Annotated in this window: 21 protein-coding genes and 1 pseudogene; 15 read left to right on the top strand and 7 right to left on the bottom strand. The window is 58.9% G+C overall.

Features of this window, described 5'->3' with window-relative positions; translation table 11 throughout:
* Nucleotides 1-164: 164 nt before the first annotated feature.
* Complete coding sequence (locus BUS06_RS33605) at nucleotides 165-1589, top strand: phospholipase D-like domain-containing protein (RefSeq protein WP_254369040.1); 1425 nt, start codon at nucleotides 165-167, stop codon at nucleotides 1587-1589.
* Nucleotides 1590-1732: 143 nt separating this feature from the next.
* On the opposite strand, the gene BUS06_RS33600 is transcribed toward BUS06_RS33605, so the two are convergent.
* Complete coding sequence (locus tag BUS06_RS33600; RefSeq protein ID WP_254369039.1) at nucleotides 1733-2626, bottom strand: AraC family transcriptional regulator; 894 nt, start codon at nucleotides 2624-2626, stop codon at nucleotides 1733-1735.
* 227 nt (nucleotides 2627-2853) lie between these two features.
* On the opposite strand from BUS06_RS33600, the gene BUS06_RS33595 reads away from it, so the two are divergent.
* The 6 genes and pseudogenes from BUS06_RS33595 (at nucleotide 2854) to BUS06_RS33565 (ending at nucleotide 7883) form a co-directional block, all read left to right on the top strand.
* Nucleotides 2854-3696, top strand: a complete 843-nt coding sequence (locus BUS06_RS33595; protein ID WP_074269471.1) for an SDR family oxidoreductase — start codon at nucleotides 2854-2856, stop codon at nucleotides 3694-3696.
* A 389-nt stretch (nucleotides 3697-4085) separates the two neighbouring features.
* Complete coding sequence (locus BUS06_RS37250) at nucleotides 4086-4916, top strand: GNAT family N-acetyltransferase (RefSeq protein WP_167379455.1); 831 nt, start codon at nucleotides 4086-4088, stop codon at nucleotides 4914-4916.
* Between the two features lie 30 nt (nucleotides 4917-4946).
* Nucleotides 4947-5474, top strand: coding sequence for an NUDIX hydrolase (locus BUS06_RS33580; protein ID WP_254369038.1), 528 nt, complete (start codon nucleotides 4947-4949; stop codon nucleotides 5472-5474).
* Nucleotides 5473-5586, top strand: a pseudogene (locus BUS06_RS38435) (integrase); the annotation flags it as partial. The gene BUS06_RS33580 and the pseudogene BUS06_RS38435, both read left to right, overlap by 2 nt.
* Nucleotides 5587-5709: 123 nt before the next feature.
* Nucleotides 5710-7341 (top strand): serine hydrolase, encoded by a 1632-nt coding sequence (locus tag BUS06_RS33570; protein ID WP_074268570.1) that lies wholly within the window; start codon nucleotides 5710-5712, stop codon nucleotides 7339-7341.
* A gap of 149 nt (nucleotides 7342-7490) precedes the next feature.
* Complete coding sequence (locus BUS06_RS33565; RefSeq protein WP_217272844.1) at nucleotides 7491-7883, top strand: DUF4087 domain-containing protein; 393 nt, start codon at nucleotides 7491-7493, stop codon at nucleotides 7881-7883.
* A 138-nt stretch (nucleotides 7884-8021) separates the two neighbouring features.
* Here BUS06_RS33565 and BUS06_RS38835 read toward each other — a convergent pair whose 3' ends face one another.
* Entirely contained in the window at nucleotides 8022-8648 is a 627-nt protein-coding gene (locus BUS06_RS38835; RefSeq protein ID WP_438803561.1) for a hypothetical protein, read from the bottom strand.
* 23 nt (nucleotides 8649-8671) lie between these two features.
* Here BUS06_RS38835 and BUS06_RS33555 point away from each other — a divergent pair, with 23 nt between their 5' ends.
* The 3 genes from BUS06_RS33555 (at nucleotide 8672) to BUS06_RS33545 (ending at nucleotide 10223) form a co-directional block, all read left to right on the top strand.
* Nucleotides 8672-9112, top strand: a complete 441-nt coding sequence (locus BUS06_RS33555) for an Hsp20/alpha crystallin family protein (RefSeq protein WP_074268568.1) — start codon at nucleotides 8672-8674, stop codon at nucleotides 9110-9112.
* Nucleotides 9113-9126: 14 nt separating this feature from the next.
* A complete protein-coding gene (locus tag BUS06_RS33550; RefSeq protein WP_074268567.1) occupies nucleotides 9127-9531 on the top strand; it encodes an Hsp20/alpha crystallin family protein in 405 nt (134 codons plus the stop codon).
* Between the two features lie 284 nt (nucleotides 9532-9815).
* Nucleotides 9816-10223, top strand: a complete 408-nt coding sequence (locus BUS06_RS33545; protein WP_074268566.1) for a GFA family protein — start codon at nucleotides 9816-9818, stop codon at nucleotides 10221-10223.
* 9 nt (nucleotides 10224-10232) lie between these two features.
* On the opposite strand, the gene BUS06_RS33540 is transcribed toward BUS06_RS33545, so the two are convergent.
* Entirely contained in the window at nucleotides 10233-10643 is a 411-nt protein-coding gene (locus BUS06_RS33540; RefSeq protein ID WP_074268565.1) for a GFA family protein, read from the bottom strand.
* 440 nt (nucleotides 10644-11083) lie between these two features.
* Here BUS06_RS33540 and BUS06_RS33535 point away from each other — a divergent pair, with 440 nt between their 5' ends.
* The gene (locus BUS06_RS33535; protein ID WP_074268564.1) at nucleotides 11084-12004 is read left to right on the top strand and encodes a proline dehydrogenase family protein; all 921 of its coding nucleotides are present in this window, start codon (nucleotides 11084-11086) and stop codon (nucleotides 12002-12004) included.
* A 160-nt stretch (nucleotides 12005-12164) separates the two neighbouring features.
* Here the strand turns inward: BUS06_RS33535 and BUS06_RS33530 are convergent, their stop codons facing one another.
* Complete coding sequence (locus BUS06_RS33530) at nucleotides 12165-12938, bottom strand: helix-turn-helix transcriptional regulator (protein WP_074268563.1); 774 nt, start codon at nucleotides 12936-12938, stop codon at nucleotides 12165-12167.
* Between the two features lie 116 nt (nucleotides 12939-13054).
* On the opposite strand from BUS06_RS33530, the gene BUS06_RS33525 reads away from it, so the two are divergent.
* The 3 genes from BUS06_RS33525 (at nucleotide 13055) to BUS06_RS33510 (ending at nucleotide 16897) form a co-directional block, all read left to right on the top strand.
* On the top strand, nucleotides 13055-14134 hold the full coding sequence (locus tag BUS06_RS33525) for a zinc-binding dehydrogenase (protein ID WP_074268562.1): 1080 nt from the start codon (nucleotides 13055-13057) through the stop codon (nucleotides 14132-14134).
* Nucleotides 14135-14984: 850 nt separating this feature from the next.
* Entirely contained in the window at nucleotides 14985-16460 is a 1476-nt protein-coding gene (locus BUS06_RS33515; RefSeq protein WP_074268560.1) for an alkaline phosphatase family protein, read from the top strand.
* A 188-nt stretch (nucleotides 16461-16648) separates the two neighbouring features.
* The gene (locus BUS06_RS33510) at nucleotides 16649-16897 is read left to right on the top strand and encodes a hypothetical protein (RefSeq protein ID WP_074269468.1); all 249 of its coding nucleotides are present in this window, start codon (nucleotides 16649-16651) and stop codon (nucleotides 16895-16897) included.
* 1250 nt (nucleotides 16898-18147) lie between these two features.
* On the opposite strand, the gene BUS06_RS33500 is transcribed toward BUS06_RS33510, so the two are convergent.
* Entirely contained in the window at nucleotides 18148-24102 is a 5955-nt protein-coding gene (locus tag BUS06_RS33500) for a trifunctional serine/threonine-protein kinase/ATP-binding protein/sensor histidine kinase (RefSeq protein WP_074268558.1), read from the bottom strand.
* A gap of 339 nt (nucleotides 24103-24441) precedes the next feature.
* Between BUS06_RS33500 and BUS06_RS33495 the strand changes: the two genes are divergently transcribed.
* Entirely contained in the window at nucleotides 24442-24879 is a 438-nt protein-coding gene (locus BUS06_RS33495; protein WP_254369037.1) for a DUF3331 domain-containing protein, read from the top strand.
* Nucleotides 24880-24911: 32 nt separating this feature from the next.
* On the opposite strand, the gene BUS06_RS33490 is transcribed toward BUS06_RS33495, so the two are convergent.
* Both BUS06_RS33490 and BUS06_RS33485 read right to left on the bottom strand, forming a co-directional pair.
* Nucleotides 24912-25838, bottom strand: coding sequence for a LysR family transcriptional regulator (locus tag BUS06_RS33490; protein WP_074268557.1), 927 nt, complete (start codon nucleotides 25836-25838; stop codon nucleotides 24912-24914).
* An 80-nt stretch (nucleotides 25839-25918) separates the two neighbouring features.
* Nucleotides 25919-26284, bottom strand: a complete 366-nt coding sequence (locus BUS06_RS33485; protein ID WP_254369036.1) for a BON domain-containing protein — start codon at nucleotides 26282-26284, stop codon at nucleotides 25919-25921.
* Nucleotides 26285-26290: the final 6 nt, after the last annotated feature.

Below are 26290 nucleotides of genomic sequence, written 5' to 3'. Positions count from 1 at the left end.
TTCCCTTTGCGGTCGTGCGGTGCCGACCGTAGGGCTCGTGCTGCACATGCGGATCGCATGAGGCAGTGGTCGGCCATGAGCGGTCGTTGGAACAGTGTTCATAAATCGGCGACAATCGGAGATTTACGCAGAGCCCGAGACACATCGAACCAGTTCGCCACATCATGACCACAACGAGAAGCCTGGCGCTCATTCTGGCATGCGTGTTTGCCTTTTCCCAGCACGCCCACGCGCAATGTGTCGACCTGGTCGCCAGTCTTGACGACGGTCAGTTGATGCAGTCGCGGATTGCGCTGGTCGACCGTGCCACGCCTACCGAGCAGATTCGCATCCTCGCCTACATCTTCGAAATCGATCAGACCGGCGGCCTGCTGTTGCGTCATCTGGTCGAGGCCGCGCGCAGAGGCGTGCCGGTCAAGCTGCTGATCGACGGCATCGGCCCCGAGCCGCACTTCCCGCTCGAGGACGAGTTCATTGTCGCCCTGCACGAGGTGGCTCCCGGCATCGAACTCCGAATCTTCCATCCACGATCAGATCTCGTCGAGATTTCGCATCGCATGCACGACAAGCTATTCCTGGTTGGCGACACGGCCGTGATCGGCAGTACCTCGATCTGGGATGCGAGCTTCCGCAACTGGCTCAGCGAGCGCGATCTGATGGTGTCGGGCGACGCCGGCCAGGATGCTTCCTCCCTGCACGCCATGTCCCAGCATTTCGCCTTGTTCTGGAATAGCCCGGAAGTGGTTCGCCCCGAGCCGGAAAAATTCCTCAAAGTCGCAAGTCCTTATCGCGTCTCACAGGGTTATGCGACGCTGGACCCGGCGCGCATCCATTATTGGCGCGAATGGCTGCTGGCTCCGCTCGACGCTGCAGCCCCGGCGACGGACCTGGCCGCGAGCGATACACCACCTGTCTCCGATGCGCCGAATGATTCCGCCGCTCCGCTCGCTCCCGGTGCGCATTTCGATCCCGCCTGGACGCCGATCGCCTGCGAACGCCTGCGCTATGTCCACGACTGGCCCGACAAACGCTCGCCAGGGACGTTGCAGGACATGTTACAAGCGTTCGATACGGCGCAGCACGAGATCGTGATCATCAACCCCTACCTGATCCTGGTGCCGGAACTGCGCGAGGCGCTTGAGCGCAAGCGGCGCGAAGGTGTCCATGTGGTCCTGGTAAGCGCCTCGCTGGCGAGCCTGACGCAGGAATTCCCCGCCGTCGCGCGCGCCTACGCCGACGATCTGCCCGACCTGGTGAATGCCGGGATCGAGGTGCGCGAATATTCCGACGACGAGAACCGCATGATGCACGCCAAGCTGGTCCTCATCGACGGCCATCGATATTATCTCGGCAGTTTCAATTTCGATTCGTTGTCGGCCCACCTGAATACCGAAAACGGCCTGTGGATAGATATCCCGGAGAACGGGCTCGATCCCTTGCAAGACAGCGTGGCGTACTTCCTGCGCAACTCAAGTTCGGTGAGCGACGCCAATGGCCGCCTTCTGGCGGATCCCGATGCGCGCTGCCGGGCCGCCGGCTGCGGCGGTGCCTGGCAGTGGGTGACGATACTGATCAGGAACTTCCTCTGAGCGCGGCGTGCCCTGTCGCTAAACGACGTCGTCAGTTCGGGGCGCCGTCTGCACGGTGTCGCGCAGTAGTCGGCCATGAACGGCCGTTCGACCCGTCACATAGGTCGTCAACAATCACTTCCTGCAGCTAGCGAACGTGCGTATCACGACAGCCGCAGGCGCCTCACGTCTTGCTGCGGAGGCGCGCCGAACAGACGGCTGTACTCGCGACTGAACTGCGAGGCGCTCTCGTAGCCGACCTGGATCGCGGCACTGCCCGCGTCAATGCCAAGGTTGAGCATTAGCTGCCGCGCTTCCTGCAGGCGCAACTGCTTCTGGTATTGCAAAGGACTTGTTCCGGTGATGTTGCGGAAATGCTGACGGAAGGTCGAAGGACTCATGTGCGCGTGCGCGGCCAGGTCATCCACCTGGAGTCCCTTCGAGAAATTCTGCTTGAGCCATCTCACGGCCCTGGCGATTTGCTGGCTCGGCGATCCGTTGGCCGCAAGGTGCTGTAACTGCGGGCTGTGGGGGCCAGCGAGAAGCCGCACGATGATTTCCTGCTGAAAGAGCGGCGCCAATTGCGGAGCCAATGCCGGTTGGTCCAGCAATTCGATCAGCCGAATCAGGACGCCGATCAGGGCATCGTCAAGAGTTTCGATCGTGATGGCCGTGAAAGCTGGCGTTCGAGGCGGAGCCGGCAACTGCATCTCCGCAGCTGTCTTCACGATGTCACGACTGTCTAGTGTCAGCATCAGGCCCAGCATCGGTTCCTCAATACTCGCGCGCGTGACGTGCGAGATCACAGGCAGGTCGATGCTTGCCAGCATCGACTGGCCGGGGCCGTAGTTCACCACCTCTTTTCCTACCAACGCCTGCTTATGGCCCTGGGCAACGACGCCGAGCCCGAGGCTAAAGATGCAGTGCAACGGCTCGGTTGGCCCCTTCCGGCGGTGAACGGAAAGGGATGGTATGGCTGTGGTGTAGTCGCCGTCGGACTGGGCAAAGCGGGCGATGGCTCGCGCGAGGCCATGCGTGCTTGCAGTAGTCGTACTCATTGGCTCGGAAACCCGCTGTTTCATGTGAAATCTCTAACGCCGACTCGGTGGAAATACTTTACTCCGGTAGAAGGCCATTCGCGTGGCTTTAAGCACGCTTCGTCAGTTTAGGCAAAAAGTTCGGCGCTTTCGGCAACCTCCCCGGTGTCAATCGCGCGACACTGAAGCCGGTTAATTCATATCCGATGCCTGAATTTTGGGGCATCAAGAACACAGAGGACTCGCGTATGAATAGCAAGAAAGTGTGGCTGATTACCGGCGCCGGCCGTGGCATGGGCGTAGATATCGCCAAGGCAGCATTAGCGGCCGGTCACGACGTTGTGGCGACCGGGCGCAATCCTGAAAAGGTCAGGAACGCCATCGGCGATCACGATAATCTTCTGGTCGCCCAGCTGGACGTGACCAGCCCCGCGGATGCCGAGGCCGCCGTCGAAACTACCGTCCAGAGGTTTGGCCGCATTGACGTGCTGGTCAACAACGCCGGCAACTTCTATGGGGGTTTCTTCGAGGAGCTTAGCCCCGTCCAGGTGCGAAGCCAGCTCGAAACGCTTCTGTTCGGTCCGATGAATGTTGCCCGGGCCGTATTGCCGGTGATGCGCAGGCAGCGCTCTGGCCTGTTAGTCACAATCTCATCGACAGCTGGCATTACTGCTGGCGTCTTTTGCAGTGCATATGCCGCTGCAAAGTTTGGCGTCGAAGGTTGGATGGAGGCGCTTGCCCAGGAAATTGCTCCCTTTGGCATTCGCACCATGCTGGTAGAACCGGGTTTTTTCCGAACAGATCTCCTCAGCGCAGACTCAACTACCTACGCTGAATTCTCCATTGATGACTATGCATCCCGCACTCAGGAGACCGTGACTGCGTGGAAAGGCATGAACGGCAAGCAGGGCGGCGATCCGGCCAAACTTGCCGCCGCTCTAGTGGAATTGACGGCACAGGAAGAGCCGCCCGCTCGCTTCGCTGCCGGCGCAGATGCAGTTGAAGCTTTTGAATCCAAGGCGAACACCTTGCTCGCTCAGGCGAATGCCCACCGCGAGTTGTCTTCATCCCTTTCACACGCCCCAGAATAAAGACGGGCGCCGTCGGACAAGGGTTCGTCACCCTGGCCTTTGATGCATCCGGCCAGGGGGCCGGCGGGATGCCTCGACAGAAAGTGCATGCGGCAGACGCGACCAACTTGCGCTCAGACCGGCACCGCACCGATTTGCTGCAAGAGGGCCAACAGGTCAGGTTGCCCGCGTTCTTCGACAATTTTCCCGCTGGAAATGCAATAGAAGCACGGTCTGAATAAAAGTGGGACGCGGTGCGGCCAATTTCGGCCGGTGGACCCCATGCTCCAGTTCGTCGACAATTGCAGTCCAGACAATCCATCGAACCACAAAGCCAGATGCCGAATATTACGCTACGCCCGGCCACTGCGTCCGACTGGAGCTTCTTGTGTACCGTTCAGGAATCGTGCATGAGGGAGTATGCCGAACGTACCTGGGGTAGTTGGATACCCGAACCGCTTGATAATTTCCGGCCAGAGATTCACCAGATTATTCAATGCGATGGAGACGAGATCGGTTGCATCGCAGTGGTCGATGAACCAGAGGCTTTGATGCTGGAGAAGCTCTATATTCTTCCCGGTTATCAAGGGCGTGGTATCGGCACGTTGCTGCTTGGACGTCTTATTGAGCGTGCTAACGCTGTTGGAAAATCCATCCGGTTGCGAGTTCTTCGCGTCAACCGGGCCAGGCAACTTTACGAAAGAAACGGATTCGAGGTCGAGCACTCAACCAACGAACGGCATTTCATGTCCTATGCAGTAGCGCCGAGGGGAGGGAAGCCTTACGAAGCCAATGCAACCCGGTTGATTCCGAGGCTTGAAGGAACGGTTGATCGACAAGCTCTCTTCGAACTCTACAAACTCTCGCTGCACGAATACATCGATCAGACATTCGGCTGGGATGAGAATTTTCAACGGGAGCGCTTCGAAAAGTCTTACCCCGATTCTGAATGCACTTTGATCACCATAGGATCGGCGACGGCCGGATATTTTGCACTTAGGAATGAAATCGAGGCAGTCCATTTATCGCTGTTGCTTCTGCGGCCGGAATTCCGAAATCGAGGGATCGGTCGGGAGGTGATGCAAACGCTGATGTCGCGCGTGGCCGAGTCGGACCAGCCATTGACCTTGTCATGCTTTCTCTGCAATGAAGCAGCGATGAGCTTCTATCAAAAGCTCGGCTTCTCTGTCGTGACGAAGGACGAGCACTTTGTAACGTATCGCTCTCCGGCCCTTGGTTGATGTGGTGGGAGCGTCCGGCTCTGAGAAAGATTGCGGACCGAAGCGGGTCGCATTCCCGCTGCATATTTTTCTTTCACTGACATTTACTTCCGATTGAATCCCATGCGCGAACGTCCTTCGGCCAGACTACTGATTACCACTCCAAAGCGGCGCGTGCTGCTGTTCCGGTTCGTTCACAAAACTGGTGTGCTAGCAGGCAAGGTCTACTGGGCAACGCCGGGTGGTGGCGTCGAGCATGGCGAGACGTACGCGGACGCTGCAAGGCGAGAGCTCCGTGAAGAAACAGGCATTCGAGAGGCGCACGTATCCATGCCGGTCGGGCGGCGCGAAGTGCCCTTGCAGTTGCCAGATGGCGAGCGCGTGCTTGCGGTCGAACAGTATTTCGTCGTTAGCACAGACACGGAAGCCATTTCACGTGACGGCTGGACCGCGGAAGAGAGGGAGGTGATGGCGGATCACCGATGGTGGAGCCGGGAGGAATTGTCTACCACCGGCGAGACTATCTATCCGGAAGGGCTAGTCGAGATGCTAGACGAGGCAGGAGTTTTCGGCGGCTGAGCGGCCGGTGCAGTTCGAGATCACCGAGCAGACCCGCGAAAGCGCGGACGTTTGGATCAAGTCAGCGGGGCTCTTGCCTTCAGACTTCCTGTTTCCGGGCCGAATTGAGACGTTCGCCGTATCCCGCCAGATCGTTGACGATCTACGAGGCCTCCCTATCGAAGTGAGGCGTCACCACCACCAGTTGTAGACTGTGGCCCAGGACTTCGCCCAATCTCCTTGAAGGACCCGAATCATGTGCGCCACGCCTCGAGCGGAAAACTACGCTGTAGCAGCACAGGAAATCGTATCGGCGTTCCTCCACGACGATCTTTTTACCGGTGTAGTTCTGGTCGCCAAAGCGGGAGAAATAATCTTTCGTCAGGGTTTCGGTTTCGCCAATCGGCAGTGGGCTATCCCGAACACACCAGAAACAAGATTTCGCATCGGCTCAATTACGAAACAGTTCACGGCGGCTGCGATTCTCCGCCTCACGGAGCGCGGCAAGCTGGGCGTTCATGACCGGTTAGGTCAACACCTACCCGACGCGCCAGAAAGTTGGCATAACGTCACGATTCATCAATTACTGACTCATACATCGGGTGTCCCTTCCTACACCGACCTGCCGGACTTTTTAACTCGGATTTCGCTCGAGGAGCGAACCCCGAAGGCGATCATGGAGCTGACCAGCGGCCAGGCACTGGAGTTTCCGCCCGGTGACCGGTTTCGCTACAGCAATACCGGGTACATATTACTTGGCAGCGTGGTGGAAGCCATCAGCGGCCAACGTTACTCCGACTTCCTGGAAAACGAGTTCTTCCAGCCCCTTGGCATGGCCGATAGCGGCTATGACCATACTTGGAAGATTGTCGAGCGGCGAGCGGACGGCTATACCTGCATCGGCGGCAAGTGGAGACATGCGCGGTTCATTGCCATGTCTTTACCCCATGCTGCCGGCGGCCTTTATTCCACTGCGGACGACTTGTATCGCTGGTCGCAGGCCCTCATGAGAGGCGATGTGATCGGACCGGCGGCTCTACAGCACATGTTGCGAGATCATGGACAGGGGTACGGCTATGGCTGGTTTGTTGGGTCCGCCGATGGGCGCCGCTTCGTCAGGCATGGCGGCGCCATAAATGGGTTCCTGAGCGCATTGGACCTGCATCCCGACGACGACCTTACCGTCATCGCTCTCGCCAATCTGCAGGCCTCGGGAGTTTTGAAGATCACCGAACGTCTTGCGCACGCAAGTCTCGGTCTATATCAGACGCCTCACGAAATCACGCTGGATGCGTCGAAACTTGACGAATATGTGGGTGTTTTTCGACTTGGCCAGCGGTGCTTTATGGAAATCTCCCTGGATAAAAGCGGGATGCTCTGTGCAAACCTGACTGGTCTTCAGCGGCTAACACTGGCTTGTTCGGAATCCGATGCATTTTTTTCGCGAACTCGCGACATTGAGATTGCGTTCAGCCGCGAGGCAGAAGGAAAGGCTTCTGTAGTGACTCTTCGCGAGCATGGCGTATCGTTCGCAGGACGAAGGATAGACGACGTGGTCTACCGCAAGGTAGACGAAAGGCAGCCGGAAAATGGCAAGGACATCTCGGCAGATTCAACGGAACTCTCGCAGTATGTTGGACGCTATCGACACCCGCTGATGCATTTTGAAGTGACGCTTTGCGGCGAGCAGTTATCGGTGCAAGCGACTGGGCAGCAGAAGTCGAACGCTGTCTTTGAGAGTGGTCGCTGTTTTGTCCTCGATGACACACAAGCCAAGGTTACTTTCGAGTACACCGACAGAGACGGAGTTTGGGGATTGACTCTACATCACGCTGGAACACAGCTACGCGCTTTCAGGCTGTTCGATGTAATTCCCATGACGGCTTGAGTCATAATTGCTGACTGTCTGTTTTGTCGAGCATCAATGCCGGAATTTCTGAACATCGTCCTACGCGTCGCACTGAGCCGACCGGGTCGTGCAGAGCGCGGCCATGAACCGACGTTCGACGGTGACGTTCAGATTGTCGACAGTTGCCAATGAGTGAGGAGAAAACCCTGATGACAAATCCGTTTGTGGTGTTGCTCGGATTAGGAATGGCGTTGGCAACCTCCGTCGCCGACGCGCAAGGTGCCGTTGAGAAGCGCTGTGGCTGGCTCAAAAATCCAACTCCCGCCAACTTTTCGTTAGTGGACCGAAGTGGCGAATGGACAATTTCGGAACAAGGTGGCTATCAGGCCCCTGGGATCGACAACATGCCGGACATGACGACGAAAGGATGGGTCGTGACCAACGCTGGAGAGCACGGGTACGGCTGCGCCTGCCTCGATGTACAGGTCGACGAAAAGTCACGCCTTGTGACACGACTGGTATCCGCTCAGCCGCTACCGCTCAGACGATGCAAACTCGATCCGAAATTGCCACCGCCTTGACTCGCCATCGTGCAACCGCCAGTGCTGAATTCCCGCGTGTGGCCGGGAGACGTGGTCGGCGGTTCCTCGCCTCCCGAAGAATGTTCACCGGGGTAGCCCCGCCGGTTAGATGGATCGCTAGCGGTGCCAGCCGTGTCGCTACTGGATCGGGGCGGTGGCGCCGATCTTTTGCGCCAGTAACCGCTCATAAGTGCCGAAGCTCAAATCCACCTCATCCTGAGAGACGGCCTTTACCGTCAACACGACCTGTTCGGGGGTGAGACCGAAGATCGTGGCAAGGGCAGCTTCGATCGACGCCGCGCACGTGCGGTCTTCTGCGATGGTCGTGCCAATGGAGATGTCATACACGCCATCCTGATCGCGAAACACCACTTCCACGAGGCGCGCCCGCGCGCTCATGTTACTTTCAATGGCCAACCGCGCGACCTCGGCCACGATGCGCAGCCGTTCGGCCGGAAAGCCGCGGGTCGCATGCAGTCGGACACGGTGTTTGCCAAGCGTCACCCAGTCAGTATCGAACTCCATATTGCCTCCTTCCAGAACAATCCGCGCGGTGCAAATAAGGGCTCCCGCTGGGTGTTTCAATATATCCGGCGGAATATATTGAGGTGAATTCAATATTCGATCTGCTGATATTGAAAGTCTCGGGCAAGCGCCTATTTTTGGGTCGCAAAGGCCGCTGCGCGCCGCCCATACAGTGTCTCCAGGAAGTGCGACCGCGTGCGCTTCGTCGGGGCGCGGCAGCAGGTGGACGCCTTTGATCATTTCGCATCACGGGAGATTGAATCATGAGTGACTTCTACTTTAGCAACGACCTGTTTGGGGAACTCGATCGTCTGCAACGGCAGATGTCTGCGCTGTTCGGCAACCTTCCATCGAGCATCCGCTCGAGCCGCACGGACGCATTCCCGCCTCTCAATATCGGCACTACCGACGAGTCCATCAACATCGTTGCATTCGCACCAGGCATCGACCCAGGCACGTTCGAAGTGACCGTCGACAAGGGCACTTTGACCATTGCCGGCGAGCGCAAAGCGCCCGAGTTGGCGGCGGGGAGCGAAACCCGCGCCTACGCCAAGGAGCGCTTTTTCGGCACGTTCCGGCGCGTGATCGAGCTGCCGCAGAACGCTGATCCGGACAAGGTCGAAGCTGGCTATTCGAACGGTTGCCTGACCATCCAGATCGGCAAACGCGAGGCCTCGAAGCCGCGCGCCATCACCATCCAGTAAGCGAGGAGGAAGCCATGAACGACACGACTCAAATCGCACAGCGAGATACCAGCGGTGTGGCTCGTAGTAACCAGGACAGCGCTCGCCGTTTAACGCTTACGCCGGCCGTCGACATCATCGAGGACAGCCACGGCATCACCCTGTGGGCTGACCTGCCGGGCGTATCGCGCGACAAGCTTGACGTGAAGGTTCACGATGGGCGGCTGTACATCGAAGCGGAGGCGGTGGTGCCCACGCCAGGCGACCTGCGGCTGCACCATGCAGAGATTCGTGCGCCGCATTTCGCGCGGGCTTTCACCTTGAGCGAGGACTTCGATACGTCCAAGGTCGACGCCAATCTGCAGGGCGGCGTGCTGAAACTCAGCATCCCGCGTCGAGAAGAAGCCCGTCCGCGCCGCATTGATGTACATGTGGAATAACGGAGTAAAAGGCCGCGGCCGACACGGGTACGAGCGCAGCTGTCCGGTGGATGGCTGCGCAAACATTTCCGCGCAGGCACGCACGCGAGTCGGCGCTCCAAACTGTTCTCGCGGAGGTGAACTCGCTTCTGGCATCAACTCCAGGCATTCTCGCTGATCCACGTTCGGTCGGTCGACGGCGAGCCGCGGATCGTCGACAATCGTGTCCAGTCGCTACGCGGAGACGCCGCGATCCAGTGGCAATGCGTTGACGATGTGGTTATCCATCAACATGGAGGAGCCTGATGCTGCGTACCTACCTTGGAGGTTGCCATTGCCAACTAGTGCGGTTTGAAGCCCGGGTTGATTTAAGCAATGGTACGTTGAAATGCAATTGCAGTTTCTGTAGCAGGCTACGATTCTGGCATGTCAAGGTTCGTCGAGAGGAGTTTCGTCTCCTTTCCGACGAAACTGCACTTACGGAGTACCAGGGTAAAAATCCGGTAGCTCACCACCCGTTTTGCAAACGGTGCGGTGTCCACGTGTTTGATCGCGTTGATACACCAAACGCAACAGGGTACCCGTATATCAACGTCAACATCATGTGCATCGAAGAACTTGACATCAATGAAGCGCTAAATGCGCCGGTGACCTACGTGAATGGTTTGCAGGACGATTGGAGCAATCCCCCTTCAGAAAGCCGGCATCTTTGATTTTGTTGATCAGGGCGCTCTTCTCAAATGTTGGGGAATCTCCGGTTGGTGGACGTCCAACTGATGGCGTTCAGACATGAATTGGGCGAATTCGGCGTTGAACCGCGACGGATCATCGAGTGTTCCGGCATAAATGGTGACGATTTCCGGTGCGTGATGCGGCGTTCCAAATAGCAAGCTGCCACAATGAGGGCAGAAATTGCGCGTTGTTGGCATGCCGCTGCCACCGGTCTTCGTATAAGACTTGATTTCGCCTTTGAATGCAAAATCTGTGGTTCTCACTACGATCACAGGCAACCCAGCCGAGCCGGAAGCGCGCTGACAATCCCTGCAATGACAGATGAGTTGCGCGAGTGGATCGCCCCGAGATTCATATTGCATCGCGCCGCAAAGGCAGCGCCCGGTCCAGGGATTTGACATGAATCGTCTCCAGTTGAAATGAACCTGCGATTTGTTTGGCGTGAAGTCGCGACGCCATTCCCGTACATCGCGAGAGCGCTTGCTTCGATGATGCGACATTCGGCAGGGACGCGCCGATCGTCAACAATCAAAGCTTCGGTACAGCGCGGATCGGCTCATCACCACCGTTTGTTCGTTCATGCTACGATCCCCAATGCGTGACTGACGTGAAGAAATCAGGCTTTGTCTCGCCCCGTAGTTAATCGCAAAAGATTTCGTTCGAACAATGTACGCAGCTGCCTGGCCTCCCTCGAAAACGCACTGAAAGCCTGTGTCGATGCAGTGATTGCATCCACTTTGGCATTCGTCCCGGACCTGTTGTGATAGGCAGTCCGGCGATGTCGCTCGAATCGACTTTTTATATCCAGATTCGTGCGACTGCGTTTTCATGAGACCACAACATGCGTATTCTCAATACAATGGCGGCTCGCGCCATCCCGCTCGTTCCCCGTTCGCTAATCCGTAAGATCTCCCGCCGCTATATCGCTGGCGAAACGCTCTGCGATGCTCGCACGCGCATCCACGCGCTCCACGCGGCAGGCTTCCGTACAACCATCGATGTGCTGGGCGAGACTGCGTCGTCGTCCGAGCAGGCGGAGTCGATGGCTCGCGAGTATCTCAATCTCGTCCGGGCGCTAGGTGCAGAAAATCAACCCACCGAGCTATCGATAAAATTGACCGCCCTCGGACTGCATCTCGACGAAGACGCGTGCATGGCACGAGTCTCTATGGTTTTGCGAGCGGCGGCATCGCACGGAATCGGCGCGTGCATCGACATGGAAGACGTCAGTTGCACCCAGAAAACGCTCGACATGTTCCGGGAACTCGAAGCCGACGGTTATCCAGTCGGGATCGCGCTGCAAGCGTATTTGACGCGCACGAACGGCGACATCGTTCCCCTGCAGGCGCGCAAGAGCCGCATGCGCATTTGCAAGGGGATTTATGCAGAGTCGACCGAGCATCTCGTCGACGGTGCATCGAGGGATCGGGCCGCGATCAATGCGCACTTCGTTCGGCACGTATCGACCGCGATACGGGCGGGATCGTTCGTGGGCATTGCAACGCACGACGCACAATTGATCGATGCGTTGACCGGTTGGCTGCAACGCGAGCAAGTTGACCGCTCGCGATTCGAGTTTCAGATGTTGCTAGGCGTGTGCGAACCGCAGCGTGACGCTTTGCTTGCGGAAGGATTTCACGTCCGGGTTTATGTGCCATATGGTCATGACTGGTATGGCTACAGCACTCGGCGAATTAAGGAGAATCCGCGAATTGCCGGATATATCCTAGCTGCGATGATACGTAGCGCCCGAGCTCGCTAGCGGTTACAGCAAGACCGGTGGATCGAGACCGACCAGATCGTTGGTCCCGGTTCGAACGGCTACTTTCGAGAAATCCGGCCGGCTGCTGTGGGTCGAGCCTGTCCGATGATCGGCTTGGCTCGCCGCGCCACGCTGACGCGCGGCGCGTGGGGATTTCGATTCACGCAGGCGTGTAGATCGCGAGTTTCAACGCGGGGTCGTCATTTGCCTGAAAGGTCGCGTAGTCATAGCGTTGCGCACCGCGCTCCGGATGGATCAGCACCTTCTGCCCGGACGCGCCGCCACGAATATCGTGCGCGTTCCACCATTTTGCGAATTCGGCGCTGTGCGCGCGCAGCCGTTCGACCAGTTCGACGAAGGCCGGATCGTCGGCATACAGATCATGCGTTGCGCGAAACAATGCGATCATGCGACGCGCCTCGCTGGTCCAGTTCGCGCCGAAAAGCCGTCGCGAATCCGGTTCGATGAACATGAACACCAGAATGTTGCGATCCGCCTCGGCAAGACGCTCGAAGCCGAGAAGATCGGCCGCCGCTGCATTCCAGGCCAGCAGATCCCAACGCCTGCCCGTGACATACGCGGGAAGCTCGAGAGTCGCAATCAGATTCGCGATGGGTCCCGGCACGCTCTCGCGAGTGAAGGTTTGCCGATCGCCGCTGCGTGCCAGTGCGCGCAGATGCGCCGCCTCGACTTTGCCGAGCCGCAGCGCGCGAGCCAGCGCTTCGAGCGTGGTATCGGACGGACTCACCGTGCGGCCCTGCTCGAGCCGCACATACCAGTCCACGCCAATGCCCGCGAGTTCGGCAACTTCCTCGCGACGCAAACCGGGCGTGCGACGCCGCCGCCCGTTATTGAGCCCCACCGATTCAGGGCTTAGCTTCTCGCGCCGTGAGCGCAGAAAATCGCCGAATTCGCTTCGGCTCGCGGTTGTCATGACCGTCCGTCCTCCTCAAGCAGGTACGCGGGAATCCCAGGATAGTACCAGGCCTTGTTATCAATGCTACCCCTGTCAGAATGGCCTCGTCCAATGACCATCAATGGGGAACGCAGATGAAAGCAGCGATTTTGAAGACACTCGGCAAGCCGCTTGCGATCGAAGACGCAGCAGATCCTTCGTTGGGCACCGGCGAAGTGATCGTCGACGTCGTTGCCGCGCCGGTGCTGTCATATGCGCAAGAAGTGTTCAGCGGCGAGCGCCGCTACCAGATCGAATTGCCGATCGTGCCTGGCTGCGGGGCAATCGGTCGCGTGCGTGCGTTCGGCCCCGACGCCACGCATCTGAAAACAGGCGACTGGGTTTTCTGCGACCCGACCGTGCGTTCACGCGACGACGCGCTCACGCCCGACATTACATTGCAGGGCTGGAGTGCACGCGGCGACGGCGGCCTGCGGCTCGCGCGCCATTTCCACGACGGCCCATTCGCCGCACAAATGCGCGTGCCGACCGAGAACGCCATTCGCATCGGTGAAATCGATCCCGCCGATGCCGCGAAATGGTGCGCGCTCAACACCATGCTGGTTCCGTACGGCGGGCTGCTTGCGTCGAATCTGCAGGCTGGCGAGACATTGCTTGTGAGCGGCGCGACCGGCAACTTTGGCAGCGCGTGCGTTGCCGTCGCCCTCGCGATGGGTGTGCGCTGCGTGGTCGCGCCGGGACGCAATGAAAGCGTGCTCGCCGATCTGCAAAGACGCTTCGGCGAACGTATCCGTACCGTGAAGCTCACAGGCAACGAGGACGACGATCGCGAACGGATGCGCGCGGCTGCCGGAGCACCCATCGACTGCGTGATGGATCTGCTGCCGCCGTCCGCGACCACGAGGACCGTGCGCGCCGCGGTGATGGCCGTGCGGCCTTACGGACGTGTCGTGTTGATGGGCGGTGTTGGCATGCTCGGCGGCGATGGTCTCGATCTGCCGTACCCGTGGATCATGCGCAACGACATCACCGTGCGCGGCAAATGGATGTATCCGCCGGAAGCGGTCACGCGAATGACAGGTCTGATTCGCGGCGGTCTGCTCGATCTCGGACACTTCGACGTGACGTCCTTCAAACTCGACGACGTGAACGAGGCCGTCAGTCATGCTGCGGCGAATGGCGGCCCATTCAGGATGACGGTAGTCCATCCATGAACGCGGTTTCTCCCGCACTTCGGTCAGGCGATGCCAGCGCGCTGGCGTTTCTTTCAAACAATGCCACGCCGGATCGCGCCTAGCAGATTACGACTGGAACAGGGTGTACGAGACCTTGTCGCACGGAATTTTTGACCGCGATATGACAGGCGCTCTTTATATTCAGGATGCCGGAGCATGCCGTCATTCGGATATTGCTGACGGGTGCGTATTCATACGCTGCGCTCAGCGACAGGTTCCATATCGTGGAAGGCAAGATCGGTCCTGGCACTTTGCGTAAGTCCGGTTACAGGTGCGGTCCGGCGGTGCATCATGTGACTGGCGTCGGCTCAGCGGGCTCGACTGCGTCTCGCTCGACGACGGCCGCTTTCGGGAAAGTCGACTGACCGCTCCGGGGCGCGTGCTGTCGATCCCCGGCCGTAAGTTTCAGGCAACGTATGCTGATTGCAGCGGACGGGCTGCGGCCAGCTACGGCCATTCGCCCATGCCATTGAGCGGACATTTGAACGTCGGCTTTACCGTTGACTGCGGCCCTTCATTGGACGATGCCATCCGGCGCATCTCGGCCAGCACGGTGTCAATTGCTACCTCACCTTGAGGGGCAGTTCCCCAGAGGACCATCGGCAAATCTGGGAGCGTTTCTTGCTGATTTCGACGAGTCCGCCTGCGCCCGGATCGAGCCGGCTCGATTCATTGGCGCGCGCACCTGGCGGTATCCCGTAAGCGAATAGCGCAAGCGTGATCCCAACAAAGCTTGCAACGCCGCTTGCACCGGAAATCATGTCTCGTCGCGGCTCGTCGAGACACGGATGGGCGTCACCGCCGGCTGCCGCCCAAGGAGACATGAGCCATGGACAACGAGAACAAGGTAAGCCACCCTTACGACCGTCGCAGGTTTCTCGCTGGAGTCGCCGCCGTTGCGGGCAGCGTCGCGCTGACGGGTTGTGGGGGCGCAGGCAGCTCTAGCAACCCGAACGGCGACGCGCCCGCGCCGTCGATTGCCGATGTTCCCTCACCGGACGGCGGCGACCGTTACAGCCTCGCGCGTCCGGCGTTACCGGCGCCGTCCACGTCCGGCATTGATTTCATCGTGCTCGTGACGATGGAGAATCGCTCCTTCGACCATTTCCTGAGCTGGGTGCCCGGCGCCGAGGGGATGCCCGCGAACCAGCAGTTCAAGGACGCGTTCGGCGCGGTGCAGACGCCGTTCCTGCTCTCGGCGAACTCGTCGTATGGTTACCAGGCGTGCGCTTATCAGGATCCCAATCATAGTTATCAGGGCGCTCGGACCCAACTGGCTGGCGGCGCCATGAACGGATGGCTACTGACGCCCGATACGAGCGAGGTGCGCGGCGATCTGCTGCCTATCGGCTATTACGCATCCGCGGATCTCGGCTTCTTCAACGCGCTTGCCGGAAGCTACACGATCGGTGACTTTTACTTCAGTGGCGTGCTGACCAGCACGTATCCAAATCGGATCTACCTGCATAGCGGGGCGACTGATCGACTCGACGACACGGTCGATACGTCGACGCTGCGGACGATCTGGGACAACCTGAGCGCGGCGAATGTCGGCTGCAACTACTACTATCACGACGTGCCATTCACGGCGCTGTACGGCACCCGCTATCTTGGCATTTCACATCTGTTTTCGGACTTTCTCTCCGACGCCGCAGCGGGCACATTGCCGCCGTTTTGCATGGTCGACCCGATGTTCGCTGGCGAAGAGCAGGGCGTTTCCGCCGACGATCATCCGCACGCGGACATCCGCAACGGCGAAGCATTTCTCGCGCAGGTCTACAACGCGCTCAGCACGAGCCCGAACTGGAGCCGCACACTGATGATCGTCGTCTACGACGAATGGGGCGGCTTTCTCGAACATGTGGTGCCGCCGATACGGCCGATCAGCAACAATGAGCTCGCGCTGGGCAACGATGGAAGGCTAGGATTCCGCGTGCCGCTCGCACTCCTCGGTCCACGCGTTCGCGCAGGCTCCGTGACGCGCTATCCCTTCGATCCGAGTTCGATTCACGCGCTCCTGCAATGGCGCTTTGGGCTGGCGCCGCTCGGCGTGCGTGGCAGCGATTCCGCGACGTTCAATCTCGCTTACGCGCTCGACTTCACCGACGCGCCGCGCACTGATGTGCCGGCAATCACAGTTGCTCAGGGTCCATTCGGCGGCCTGTGCTCGGGTGCGGCGGCGCCCGCATCATCGAGTTCGGTATCCTCCGTCGATAATTCTCAACTCACCGTCAACCCGACGGCGGACCGCTTTGCCGATCTGCGCGCCAAGGCGGCCTCGTTGGGATTCAAGACGGGACCGTAAGGTGTAGCGATAGCTGGACGCTTCGGGGGATTCCGATAGATCATTACTTTGCGTGTCGTAGGGAACAGTCGCTTTTGCAGCGGGCAGCGGGCAGCAGGCAGCAGGCGGCCATGAGCAGCCAGTGGACGTGCACGTCCAGATCGTCGACAATCAAGTTCGACCGTTGCAAACTAGGTGTCGTACGACATATGGATTTCACCTTCCTGCCGCGATGGAAAGAAGAGCTTGTCTGCTTGAGTTCACTTGGGGAATTGATTCTCGAGATGCCGATGGGAGTTCCTGCCATCTATCTGCCAACAGAAGCAGTCTGGCAAGACTCAGCACCTGAATGGGCGCGCCCGTACTGGAAATCGATTCACCTGCAACTAAAAGCGTGGTGCGCTCTCCATGACTTTCCTCTCTTTGTGGACGATACGGCAAGCGTGTTCACCCAGTAGAGCCACACAGCTGAATTCGCGAGAGCAGCTCGCCAGTTGACCAACGCCGACGAATACTCGTCTTCCGACTCGCTGCTCGATTCGGTACGAGTTCGCGCCCCGGTCAGGTTCTTGCGCCAGTGGCGTAAAGATGGTCGACGCAGTATGCGCTACCGTTCAACTGATTCTTCTCGCAGCCATTCCACATGCATTTTGCCGCCGCATTCTCCCCGCGCAACTGAGCGAGATACTCCTTTCGCAGAGCCTCGTCTGAAGCATTCCAGCCTTTCGTAGCGTTGACCTTTACCGCAAACTGAATCTGATACTTGTCCCATTCATCAACAGCCCATAGTTGTCCGCAGGTCTGGCATCGTAGGAGCGCTGTCCAGTCCGCAGCATCAACGCGCTGGAAGCCGGGAAACAGTGCCGCCAAAGTCCCGTCAATTCTGCGTATTGCTGGCTGATCGTCGCAATCACATTTCATAGGCTTCCCGCAGCCGCTCAACGCTGAAGGAAGGTAACAGCGATAGCACGGATCAGGTCGTCAACCCTCGCCCGCTTCGCTTCGGAAATCTCTGTCCGGCAGTCGGCTCGTAATGCTCGTAGCGCTTCGTGCAGATCACCCCAATCGTCCGTCAGCCCGCTTGCCAGCGGCCACGCGCGAAGCAAGTGGCGTAAGGGACGTGCGGCGCGACGTTCGCACCAAATGTCGAAAAGTTCGGAACATCCAGCGTTGATGTCGTCAGGAAACATTGATAGGGTTTCGTCGGGTATCGTCAAGGAAGGTATCAATGATGCACCATTTCGAGTGACCGTTATGGAGCATATCGATCGTCCCTACCGGGTCGACAAGGGAAATTCATGCCGCAGCTGCGAAGGCGGTCGACGGAGAGTAGTTGAACGTCCGGGGGCAAGGAGGCGTCAGTCGGTGAGTCTGTCGTAGGTGCCGGTACGGCTGCCTCGCTCTATAGACGACCGGTCGAGCATCAGTAATGTGCGCGGTTCCATCGCCTGAGGCGGTCGCCAACCACCAGGACTCCGGCAACGAAAGGCTACCGCACGTTGTAGTTCGTCCGAAAGTGCGCGGTAGCAAGATCCACGATCAATTGACTACTCCCGAGAGCTTGCCGAACCGTCGACGTTGAACGGATACTGCCAGACTACCCGTCACCGGGAGCTTAGGCGACCCTCCGATCGGCGTCCGTTCCAGCTCTCGAGGGTGGGAAAGTCTCGGACGATGGAGGAACGCTACCGGGGTGTAGCTGCCTAGATCAACCCGCTGCAATTGCGGCCGGGAGCTCAAAATAGAAACGCGCGCCTCCATGCGCCGAATCGTTGTCCGCTTCGATGCGACCACCGTGAGCTTCGATGATCGAGCGGCAGATAGGCAGACCCATGCCCATGCCGTCAGGCTTCGTCGTGAAAAAACTTTCGAAGAGTCGGTTGAGGTCCTCTGAGACAATCCCCGGACCGCTGTCCTCGATGGAGCAACGCAGCGTCGTGAAATCCGGCATGAACGTGCGGATCGTGATTCTGCGATGGGGGCTGCGCGCCTGGTCCATCGCCTGCATGGCATTGACCGCAAGGTTGACGATCACCTGCTGCAATTGCACGCGATCAGCGAGCACCCGTGACGCTGCGAGAGCTCGCTCATGCGATACCGTGACGCCGCGCGTCTGTGCTTCGTGACGCAAGAACACCAATACTCCTTCGATGATTTCGTCGAGCCGAACCAGCCTGTGCTCGGGAGTTTGCCGGGTCGCCATGCCGCGAATACGGCTCACAATATCCGCTGCCCGGTGCGCGTCGGCAACCATGCTGGAGTTGGAGTTGCGCGCTTCTGCGATTTCAGGAACCGGCCGCCCGAGCCAGCGCTGCACCGCGTTGCCATTTGTTACGATGGCGGCAAGTGGCTGCTTCAATTCGTGAGCAATCGAAGCCGTCAGCTCGCCGAGCATGGATATACGCGCGGCGTGCGCAAAATCCGCCTGCAGGCGCTCCAGCATTTCTTGGGCGCGAAGGCGCTCGGTCAGGTCAACCAGACTGATCAACGCGATGCCCAGATCGTTAGTCACGCGGGGGCGCGCAACAGTGAACTGCACATCGATGATCCTTCCGTCGAGCGTTGGCATGCGCGTCGTCTCCTCGAAGTGCTCCTCGCCCCGATATCGGCTCTCTACAATCCGCCGGAAAGTTCCGGGACTAACGCGCCAGACCCATGACACATTGCCGAGTAACTCGCCGCGATCGCGCGCGCCGAACATCTTCACTGCGTAATTGTTTACCTCTTCTACAATCAGCAATTCCTGCGCGCGGCCGAGCCATTCCGGATGTTCATCGATGTAGGCCGACAGGTTCTCGACGCCTTGCGCCCGCAGTTCCATCATCATCGAAATCAGAGGCTGTGCTTCCGTCTGCCACAGGCCGACCGGCATGTTCCGAAAGAGGCTGCGGTAGCGATGCTCACTGCGTTCCAGCGCTGCGTGAGCCTGCTTGCGTACGGTGACATCCATTAGCGCACCCACCACTCGCAACGCTTCCGGTTCATCCAGCACAACGTGCGCCACGGCGTGCAGGTGTTTGACCGTCAGGTCCGGCATTAGCAACCGGTATTCGATATCAAAGCCCTGTCTCTCGTGCACGGCCCGAGCGATCGCCTTTTCGACCAGGGCGGTGTCCTCCGGATGAACCCGGGCGAGCAGCAACTCGACCGTGGGCCGGATGCCCGAATCGTATCCGAGGATTCGGAAGCTCTCCTCGGACCAGGAGATCTCCTCACTCGCGACGTGCCAGTCAAAGCTGCCCGTGTGGCTGAGCTGTTGTGCGTCCGCCAGAAGCCCCTCCGCGTGTTGGAGGTCGGCGTAGAGGCGCGCGTTCTCGAGAGAAATTGCCGCCTGTGAAGCTAGCAATCTAAGCACTGCAATTCGGGCTGGCGTGAAGACCTGAGCGGCTAGGCAGTTCTCGAGGTATAGGACACCGATGAGTGTTGTCTGCTTGATGAGAGGCAGGCACAGAACCGACTGACAACGGCGACGCCCAATGTACTCATCGCCGGAGAACGGGCTTGGGTCGGCAGCGTCGTCGAGCAGTACGCTGTCGCGGGTCCGGATGACGTAGCGCAAAACGGACTCGGGGAGGGCGCCGGGCATCAGACGAGTGCGCGGAAGGCGGACCTCGACAGCTTCCCGCACCGTGGTCGCTTCGGCCTCGATGCGCCAGCCGTCACCCCAAGGCAGAATTAGCAACCCCCTGTCGGCACCAGCATGCTCGAGAGCCAGAACCATTAGGGTGTGTAGCAGTTCATTCAGGTTTACACCACTGAATATCGCCTGCGATACCTTGACGACAGTGGTGAGATCCAGTTGCTCTGCGGAGGTCGCAACGGTGCTGTCTGGACGTGAGGATTCCCGGCGCAGTTGCGGGTTGGTCTGTTCGAGTTGACGGACCTTGCCATCCGCGCCCCAGCGGGCATAACACGACTGAGCGCTGCGCAGATAGGTTTCAGCGATCGCATCGAAGCCGCGCGCAGAGTAGAAGCGTGCGGCCAATTCATGTGCCAGGCCCTGATTCTGGATGAAGCCATGTTCTCGGGACGAACGTATGGCATCCTCATAAAAGTGCATTGCATCGAGGTCCCTGCCTTCGATGCGTGCGATCTCTGCGCATATTAACGCGTAGCGGTTACGATAGTTCTCGGGGCAGCTTTCGGCCCACCGTTCGTACTTCTTGACTGTGATCTGGAGACCAAGCGCATGGTCTTGTTGCTGTGCCGAGGAAGCGGTCGGATAGAGCGCTGCCAAAGTAAGCGCATGGAAAAAGTAATACGTCGCCTCGATTGGCATACCCATTGCGGGACCGAGCACGGCCTCTGCCCGGACAGCGCTGTCGAGCGCCTCGGCGCACCGGCCATCAAGGAAGGCGAGCACCAGCTTCATGATGTGATAGAAGACGATGCCGCAGCCGAAGCCCGCTTTGGTGATAACGTCGAAACACGCTACTTCGTCGAACGTGTCGTCGTCCAGGGTCAGCGTGGTCGTCACCCGGCCCTGAAGGCTGGCGACAAATTGCTGCTCGAGTCGCACCGTTTCGCAGACTGCCAGGTTCCGACTTTGCCGCGCGAACGCGGCGTACTTTGCCGACATTTCCTGTACATCCTGAAGCATCTCCCCCTTCTCAATCAACTGCCATAGCGTCTCGAATGCCAGATAACCGGTGAACACGAGGTCACCGACTTCGAGGCAGGCGTGGATAGCACGCTCCAGGATCGGTAGGTCAGTCGCAATGTGGCTGCGCCAGAAGTTGATATGGTCGCCGTGCAGGTGAAGCAGTTTCCCGCGCAAGCGCGAGTTGTTGAACTTCTCGTTCAGTAGCAGGGACATTTCGGAGAACTGGACTCCGCCGGTGATGTCGCCCACTAGGGAGACCAACATGACGGCATAGTTGCCGTACACATAGCTCGACTGGTCCGTATTGCCTTCTTGCAGCGAGAGGTTGACGGCCTTGAGTGTGATCAGCGGAAACAGCGCTGGCCACCCTATGTAGGCGCAGGGCATGGCTTCGACAAACAGATCGATAACTGCCCGCGTGGCCGGGTCTTGCGCCACCGGTGCATCGAGAAGTTCGGCAACTGCGCGCCCCGCAAGATTGATCGGAACGTCGCGGAACTCGGCCTCCACCGTCGCGCGAATCGCTTCGTCCGTTTCAGGAATGGTTACGCCGAAATCGCGAAGCGCATCGAGCGCAACGGCAAAGCTGTCATCATATTTTCCGGCTACCTGGTATAGCTTCATGCGTAGGCTGTAAACCTTGGCACGGTCGAGATTGGAGTAGGCTCTTCCCAGTATCCTGTCGAACAGCGCGTCCGCCGCTGCAAAATTGCCCACCAGATATTCACACTCGGAGAACGCGAGATAGAGATCGAGAGTCTCCGCATAGTGCCGTGTCCAGGCATCGGACGACAACAGCCCCGCCGCTTGCGCGAGATAGTTACGCGCGGAGCCGTATGCCGTCGAACTCATGGCCCGCTTTCCCGCGCGGAGATTCAGCGTGACGACCCGCTCTCTCTCCTCTTGCATCGTAATAAGCGTCGCACCGCGATTGAGATGGTTCACTATGTCGAAGATCGTCTCTTCGATTTCTTCAGGCGCCATTCTCGACGCGAGCAAGCGGCCAATCTGAAGATGCACGGTGGCGCGCTCGCCTTCAGGTATGAGGGCATAGGCGGCCTCCTGGATTCGATCGTGGACGAATGCGTAGGCATTCTCTATCCGAAAAACGAGGCCCGCCCGAACGGCTTCCCATAATTTCCCGTGAATTGCCTCCGCGAGTTCACCACTGACCAGTTTCAGTGTGGCGACCTCGGCGACGTTTCCCAGGCAGGCAAGCTGCCCCAGGGCAATCCGCGTTGTGTTGGCTAACCGGCTCAATTTTGCGGCCATGAGGTCAGCGACGTTTTCGGTGAATCCTTTCGCTCGGATACGTTGAAGATCCCAGACCCACGTCAGGGCATGATGGTCGAATGCGAGCAGCGCTTCCTCGGCCAGTGCCGTGAGGAACTGGATTGAGAAGAAGGGATTGCCGCCGGTCTTGTCATGTACGAGTTGCGCGAGCGGTTGGGCGCTCGCACGGCTGCAGTGAAGCGAATCGGCGACCAACTGTGCGAGATGTTCAGGCATGAGCGGTTCGAGCGACGCTTCCTGTACCTTTCCCCCGGCGTCGCGAATCAGCTTCAACGTTCGTGTGAGCGGGTGCGATGGACTGACCTCATTGTCCCGATACGCGCCGACTACAAGAAGATGCCGGACGTCTGGGTGCGTGACCAGGTGTTCGACGAGATCGAGCGTTGCCGTGTCCAGCCATTGCAGGTCGTCGACGAACAGTGCGAGCGGATGGTCTGGGCAGGCGAACACGCTGATGAATCTGCGGAATACGATCTGGAAGCGATTCTGTGCGTCCTGCGGCGGTAGCGTGGGAACGGCCGGCTGCTCGCCGATAATTAACGCCAGCTCTGGAATCAGGTTCACCATCAACTGGCCGTTCGGGCCCATCGCGTCCAACAAGGCTCGCCGCCACGACGCAACCTCGGCGTCGCTCTTACTCAGCAGATTGTGCACAAGCGACTGGAAAGCCTGTGCAAGCGTTACGTAAGGAATATCGCGCTTGTACTGATCGAACTTGCCCGCAGCAAACAGGCCTCGGGGAGGCACCAGCACCTTGTGCAGTTCATTTACGACCGAAGACTTGCCGATACCGGCATACCCGGAGATGAGCACCATTTCGGTTGTGCCGCTAGCGACCACGCGATCAAATGCGGCGACCAGTGCCTCTATCTGGGGCTCGCGTCCGTACAGCGTTTCCGGGATCATCAGTCGGTCGGATGCGTCTTGCGCCGCGAGCAGGAATGGGGCGACCCGTTGATGGGCCTGCCATGCTGCGAGACACGCGCGAAGATCCGCTTCGACGCCTGCGGCAGTCTGGTAACGACTTTCAGCGGTCTTGGCCAGGAGCTTCAGCACAATGCCCTCGACGGGCCGCGGAATTGCGCTGACGCGTTCGCTGGGCGGCGCTGGCTTTCGGGCAATGTGACAATGTATCCATTCCATCGCGTCCGTTGCGGTGAATGGAAGGGCCCCTGTAAGCATCTCGTACAACGTGACACCGAGTGAATAGAGATCGCTACGGGTGTCGATCGATCTGTTCATGCGCCCGGTCTGCTCGGGTGGCATATAGGCGAATGTGCCCGCCACAACTTCGGGGGGCGTGGGCTGCTGGCGTTCGTTGGGCAGCAGGGTCGCGATACCAAAGCCGGTCAGGCGGACGTTATCGTTACCGTCTACGAGAACATTCGCTGGCTTGATGTCTTTGTGTATCAGGCCGCGCCGATGCGCATGACCAATTGCGACCGCAAGGTTCGTGGCAAGACGTAAAAACCGCGCCATCTCAAGTGGCCGGCCAAGGTCGCGCGCCAGAGGCGTGCCGCCCCTGTCGTCTAGGACGAGCATGGGAGCCGCTTTGTGGCGATTGAGCGCCAGTGGCTGCGCCGCCCAACTGGGGTCAAGCAGCGCCGCTAGCGCATATTCGTGCTCGAGGCGGCCGATACACCGCGAGCTCGAGTTCGCCGCGACTAGCGCGAGCACGGAAACCGAACTGCCGGGCTGCCGTGCGCGATAGAGCGAAAAATCTCTGTCTTCGCGTAGCGGCTCGAATTCCCATGCAGTGATATCCATATTCAAGACCGTTTTTGCCGTGGCATAGCTCGCTCAGCGGCGATTTTGCCCGCTTTTGAGTTCGTTGGCTATTGCCTGGCCGCCGTTCGATAAGCGGGCTCGCGTAGGACGAAGTGCTGTCTTGCGAAATACCCCGATGGACTCGAAAGGCCATTCGAGCCAGCAGACAATCCTACTGACGATTCGAACTTTCGTATGAGTTGTGCAAACCGTCGCGCTATTGGCTCAACCGTTTGTAGAACTAGTTATACGCCGCTGGTTCGGATAACTTTGGATGACGGTGGCACCGTGCCTTTACCCGCCGGGATCGAGCGAGATTACCTCGACGACGCGCTACAGATGATCGAGAAAGCCACTCTTGATGAGGAGTCGGAAGATGCAGTTGAGTTCGAACTCGGCCGATGCATGGAAACAAACAATCGGCTTACTGTCGCTGATCGCGCCCCAATCTCCGACGCCAATTCACCGTCTTCCTTTGCCGCGAAACCTGGCAAGAATCGCTCCAATAAGGTGGCAAGAGGAGCGCATCGGGCGTCGGTAAAACTGCTCGACCGTCCCGACGCTTCAACCGCGACGATTGCCTGGCGGGACTCGACACATTGTTGTTACGGTGATCAGGTTTGGCGAGCGTCTCGTTCTCGCGTCAAAGGTGTTTGTGCGATGAGTGGCCGGGCGATTTTTCCCAACGACGAGGTGTTCAAGCCGCGTCGAGGCCGGGCCTCGCCTCTTAACGCACACGCTATGATTCTGGCCGTAGTGCTCGACGAGACCGGGTGAAGTCGAACCAATTCCGTTCAGAGGTTCGCATTTCAGATGAGGTCGGCTTCTCTTGCAAACATTTCCATTCGTCGCAAGATCCAGTCAAGCAGTTCTTGAGCGGCAGCGACGAGAGGCCGGCCGGACTTCACCAGCACCTTGGCCTTGATCCCACGGAAGACGGGATGATCTATACGTACGATGGCCAGATTCTCGGATACGATATCTCTACACGCGGCGAACTCGCCAATGAACGTCACGAAGTTTCCAGACGCTGCGAAACGTTTCAGACCAGTAAGAGAATTGGTAATCAAGGACGGCTGGATCTCAATGTTCTCGGTAAACGCCAGCATCTTTGTGAACTGTCCGATCCCGTACGTTGCAGGCATCAACGCAATCGGATAGGCCAGTACGTCGTCGATACTGGCGGGTGTTCCCCGCAGCGCTAGTGGATGAGTTTTCCGGACGAGCAAAACGACCGGTTGTGCGGAACTCGCGCGACACTCGACGCGCGGATGGGGCGGTGGGTTATAGGCTAGTCCTATATGCGCGCGACCTTCCGCAACTTCCTCCACGACGTCATCGACGGGAAGCATGGCAATGCTGATACGCAGCTTCGGATACTGCACACAGAACTGCGCGAGTACCTCTTCAATCAGTATGTCTACATAACCCTCACTTAGGGCCAGTTGAATACGGCCCTCCTGTAGTCCCTTTAAAGCCTGGAGCCGGTCTTCGAGCTGCTCCTGGTATGACCGGTAACCTCGCCAGAACTCCAGCAGGTGGTCGGCCGCTTCGGTTGGCTTGACGCCACGGGCTTCGCGGACGAATAGTGTCGAGCCAAGCTCGTCCTCGAGTAGCTTGATTTGCCGGGTGATCACCGAAGGAGAAGTATTGAGGCTCTCAGCTGCGCCGCGGATTGTCCCGTGTATCAGTACCGCGTGAAAGTAGCGCAAGCGCTGCTGATTGATCTCTCGCATGTCGCGTGTCTCATTGCCGGTGGGAAAGTGCGTTCAAGCCCTGACACGCTCGCGTGGCGCGAGCGCGTGTATCTGTTGGACTAGTGACCGGATTCACGCATGATCAGATTGTTTTTGACACTGCTTACACCGGCCACGCCGGCCGCAGCGTCGTTCGCTATCTGGATCTCGTCGTTGTCTGGCACGGTACCGTCGAGCGCCACCACGCCCCCTTTCGCAAGAACGGTGATGCCCGCGGAGTCGAGATCTTTCGTGTGCGTCAATGCGCGACGGACGGTCTTTTCAAGCTGGAAGTTTCGCGCTCGCAGTGCTTTCTTTGATGGTTGGATTGCGTTGTCGGCCGACCCGGCGCTGGTCTGGGCATTCACACACGTAGTGCCGACCAGGGCAGCCGCCGCTGCTAAGGCGATTGCAATTTCTTTTATCATTGTCATCGTAAACTCCATGAGGAA

The sequence above is a fragment of the Paraburkholderia phenazinium genome (genome assembly GCF_900141745.1).
Classification (GTDB): Bacteria; Pseudomonadota; Gammaproteobacteria; order Burkholderiales; family Burkholderiaceae; genus Paraburkholderia; species Paraburkholderia phenazinium_B.
This window is presented reverse-complemented; position numbering and strand designations above follow the sequence as displayed.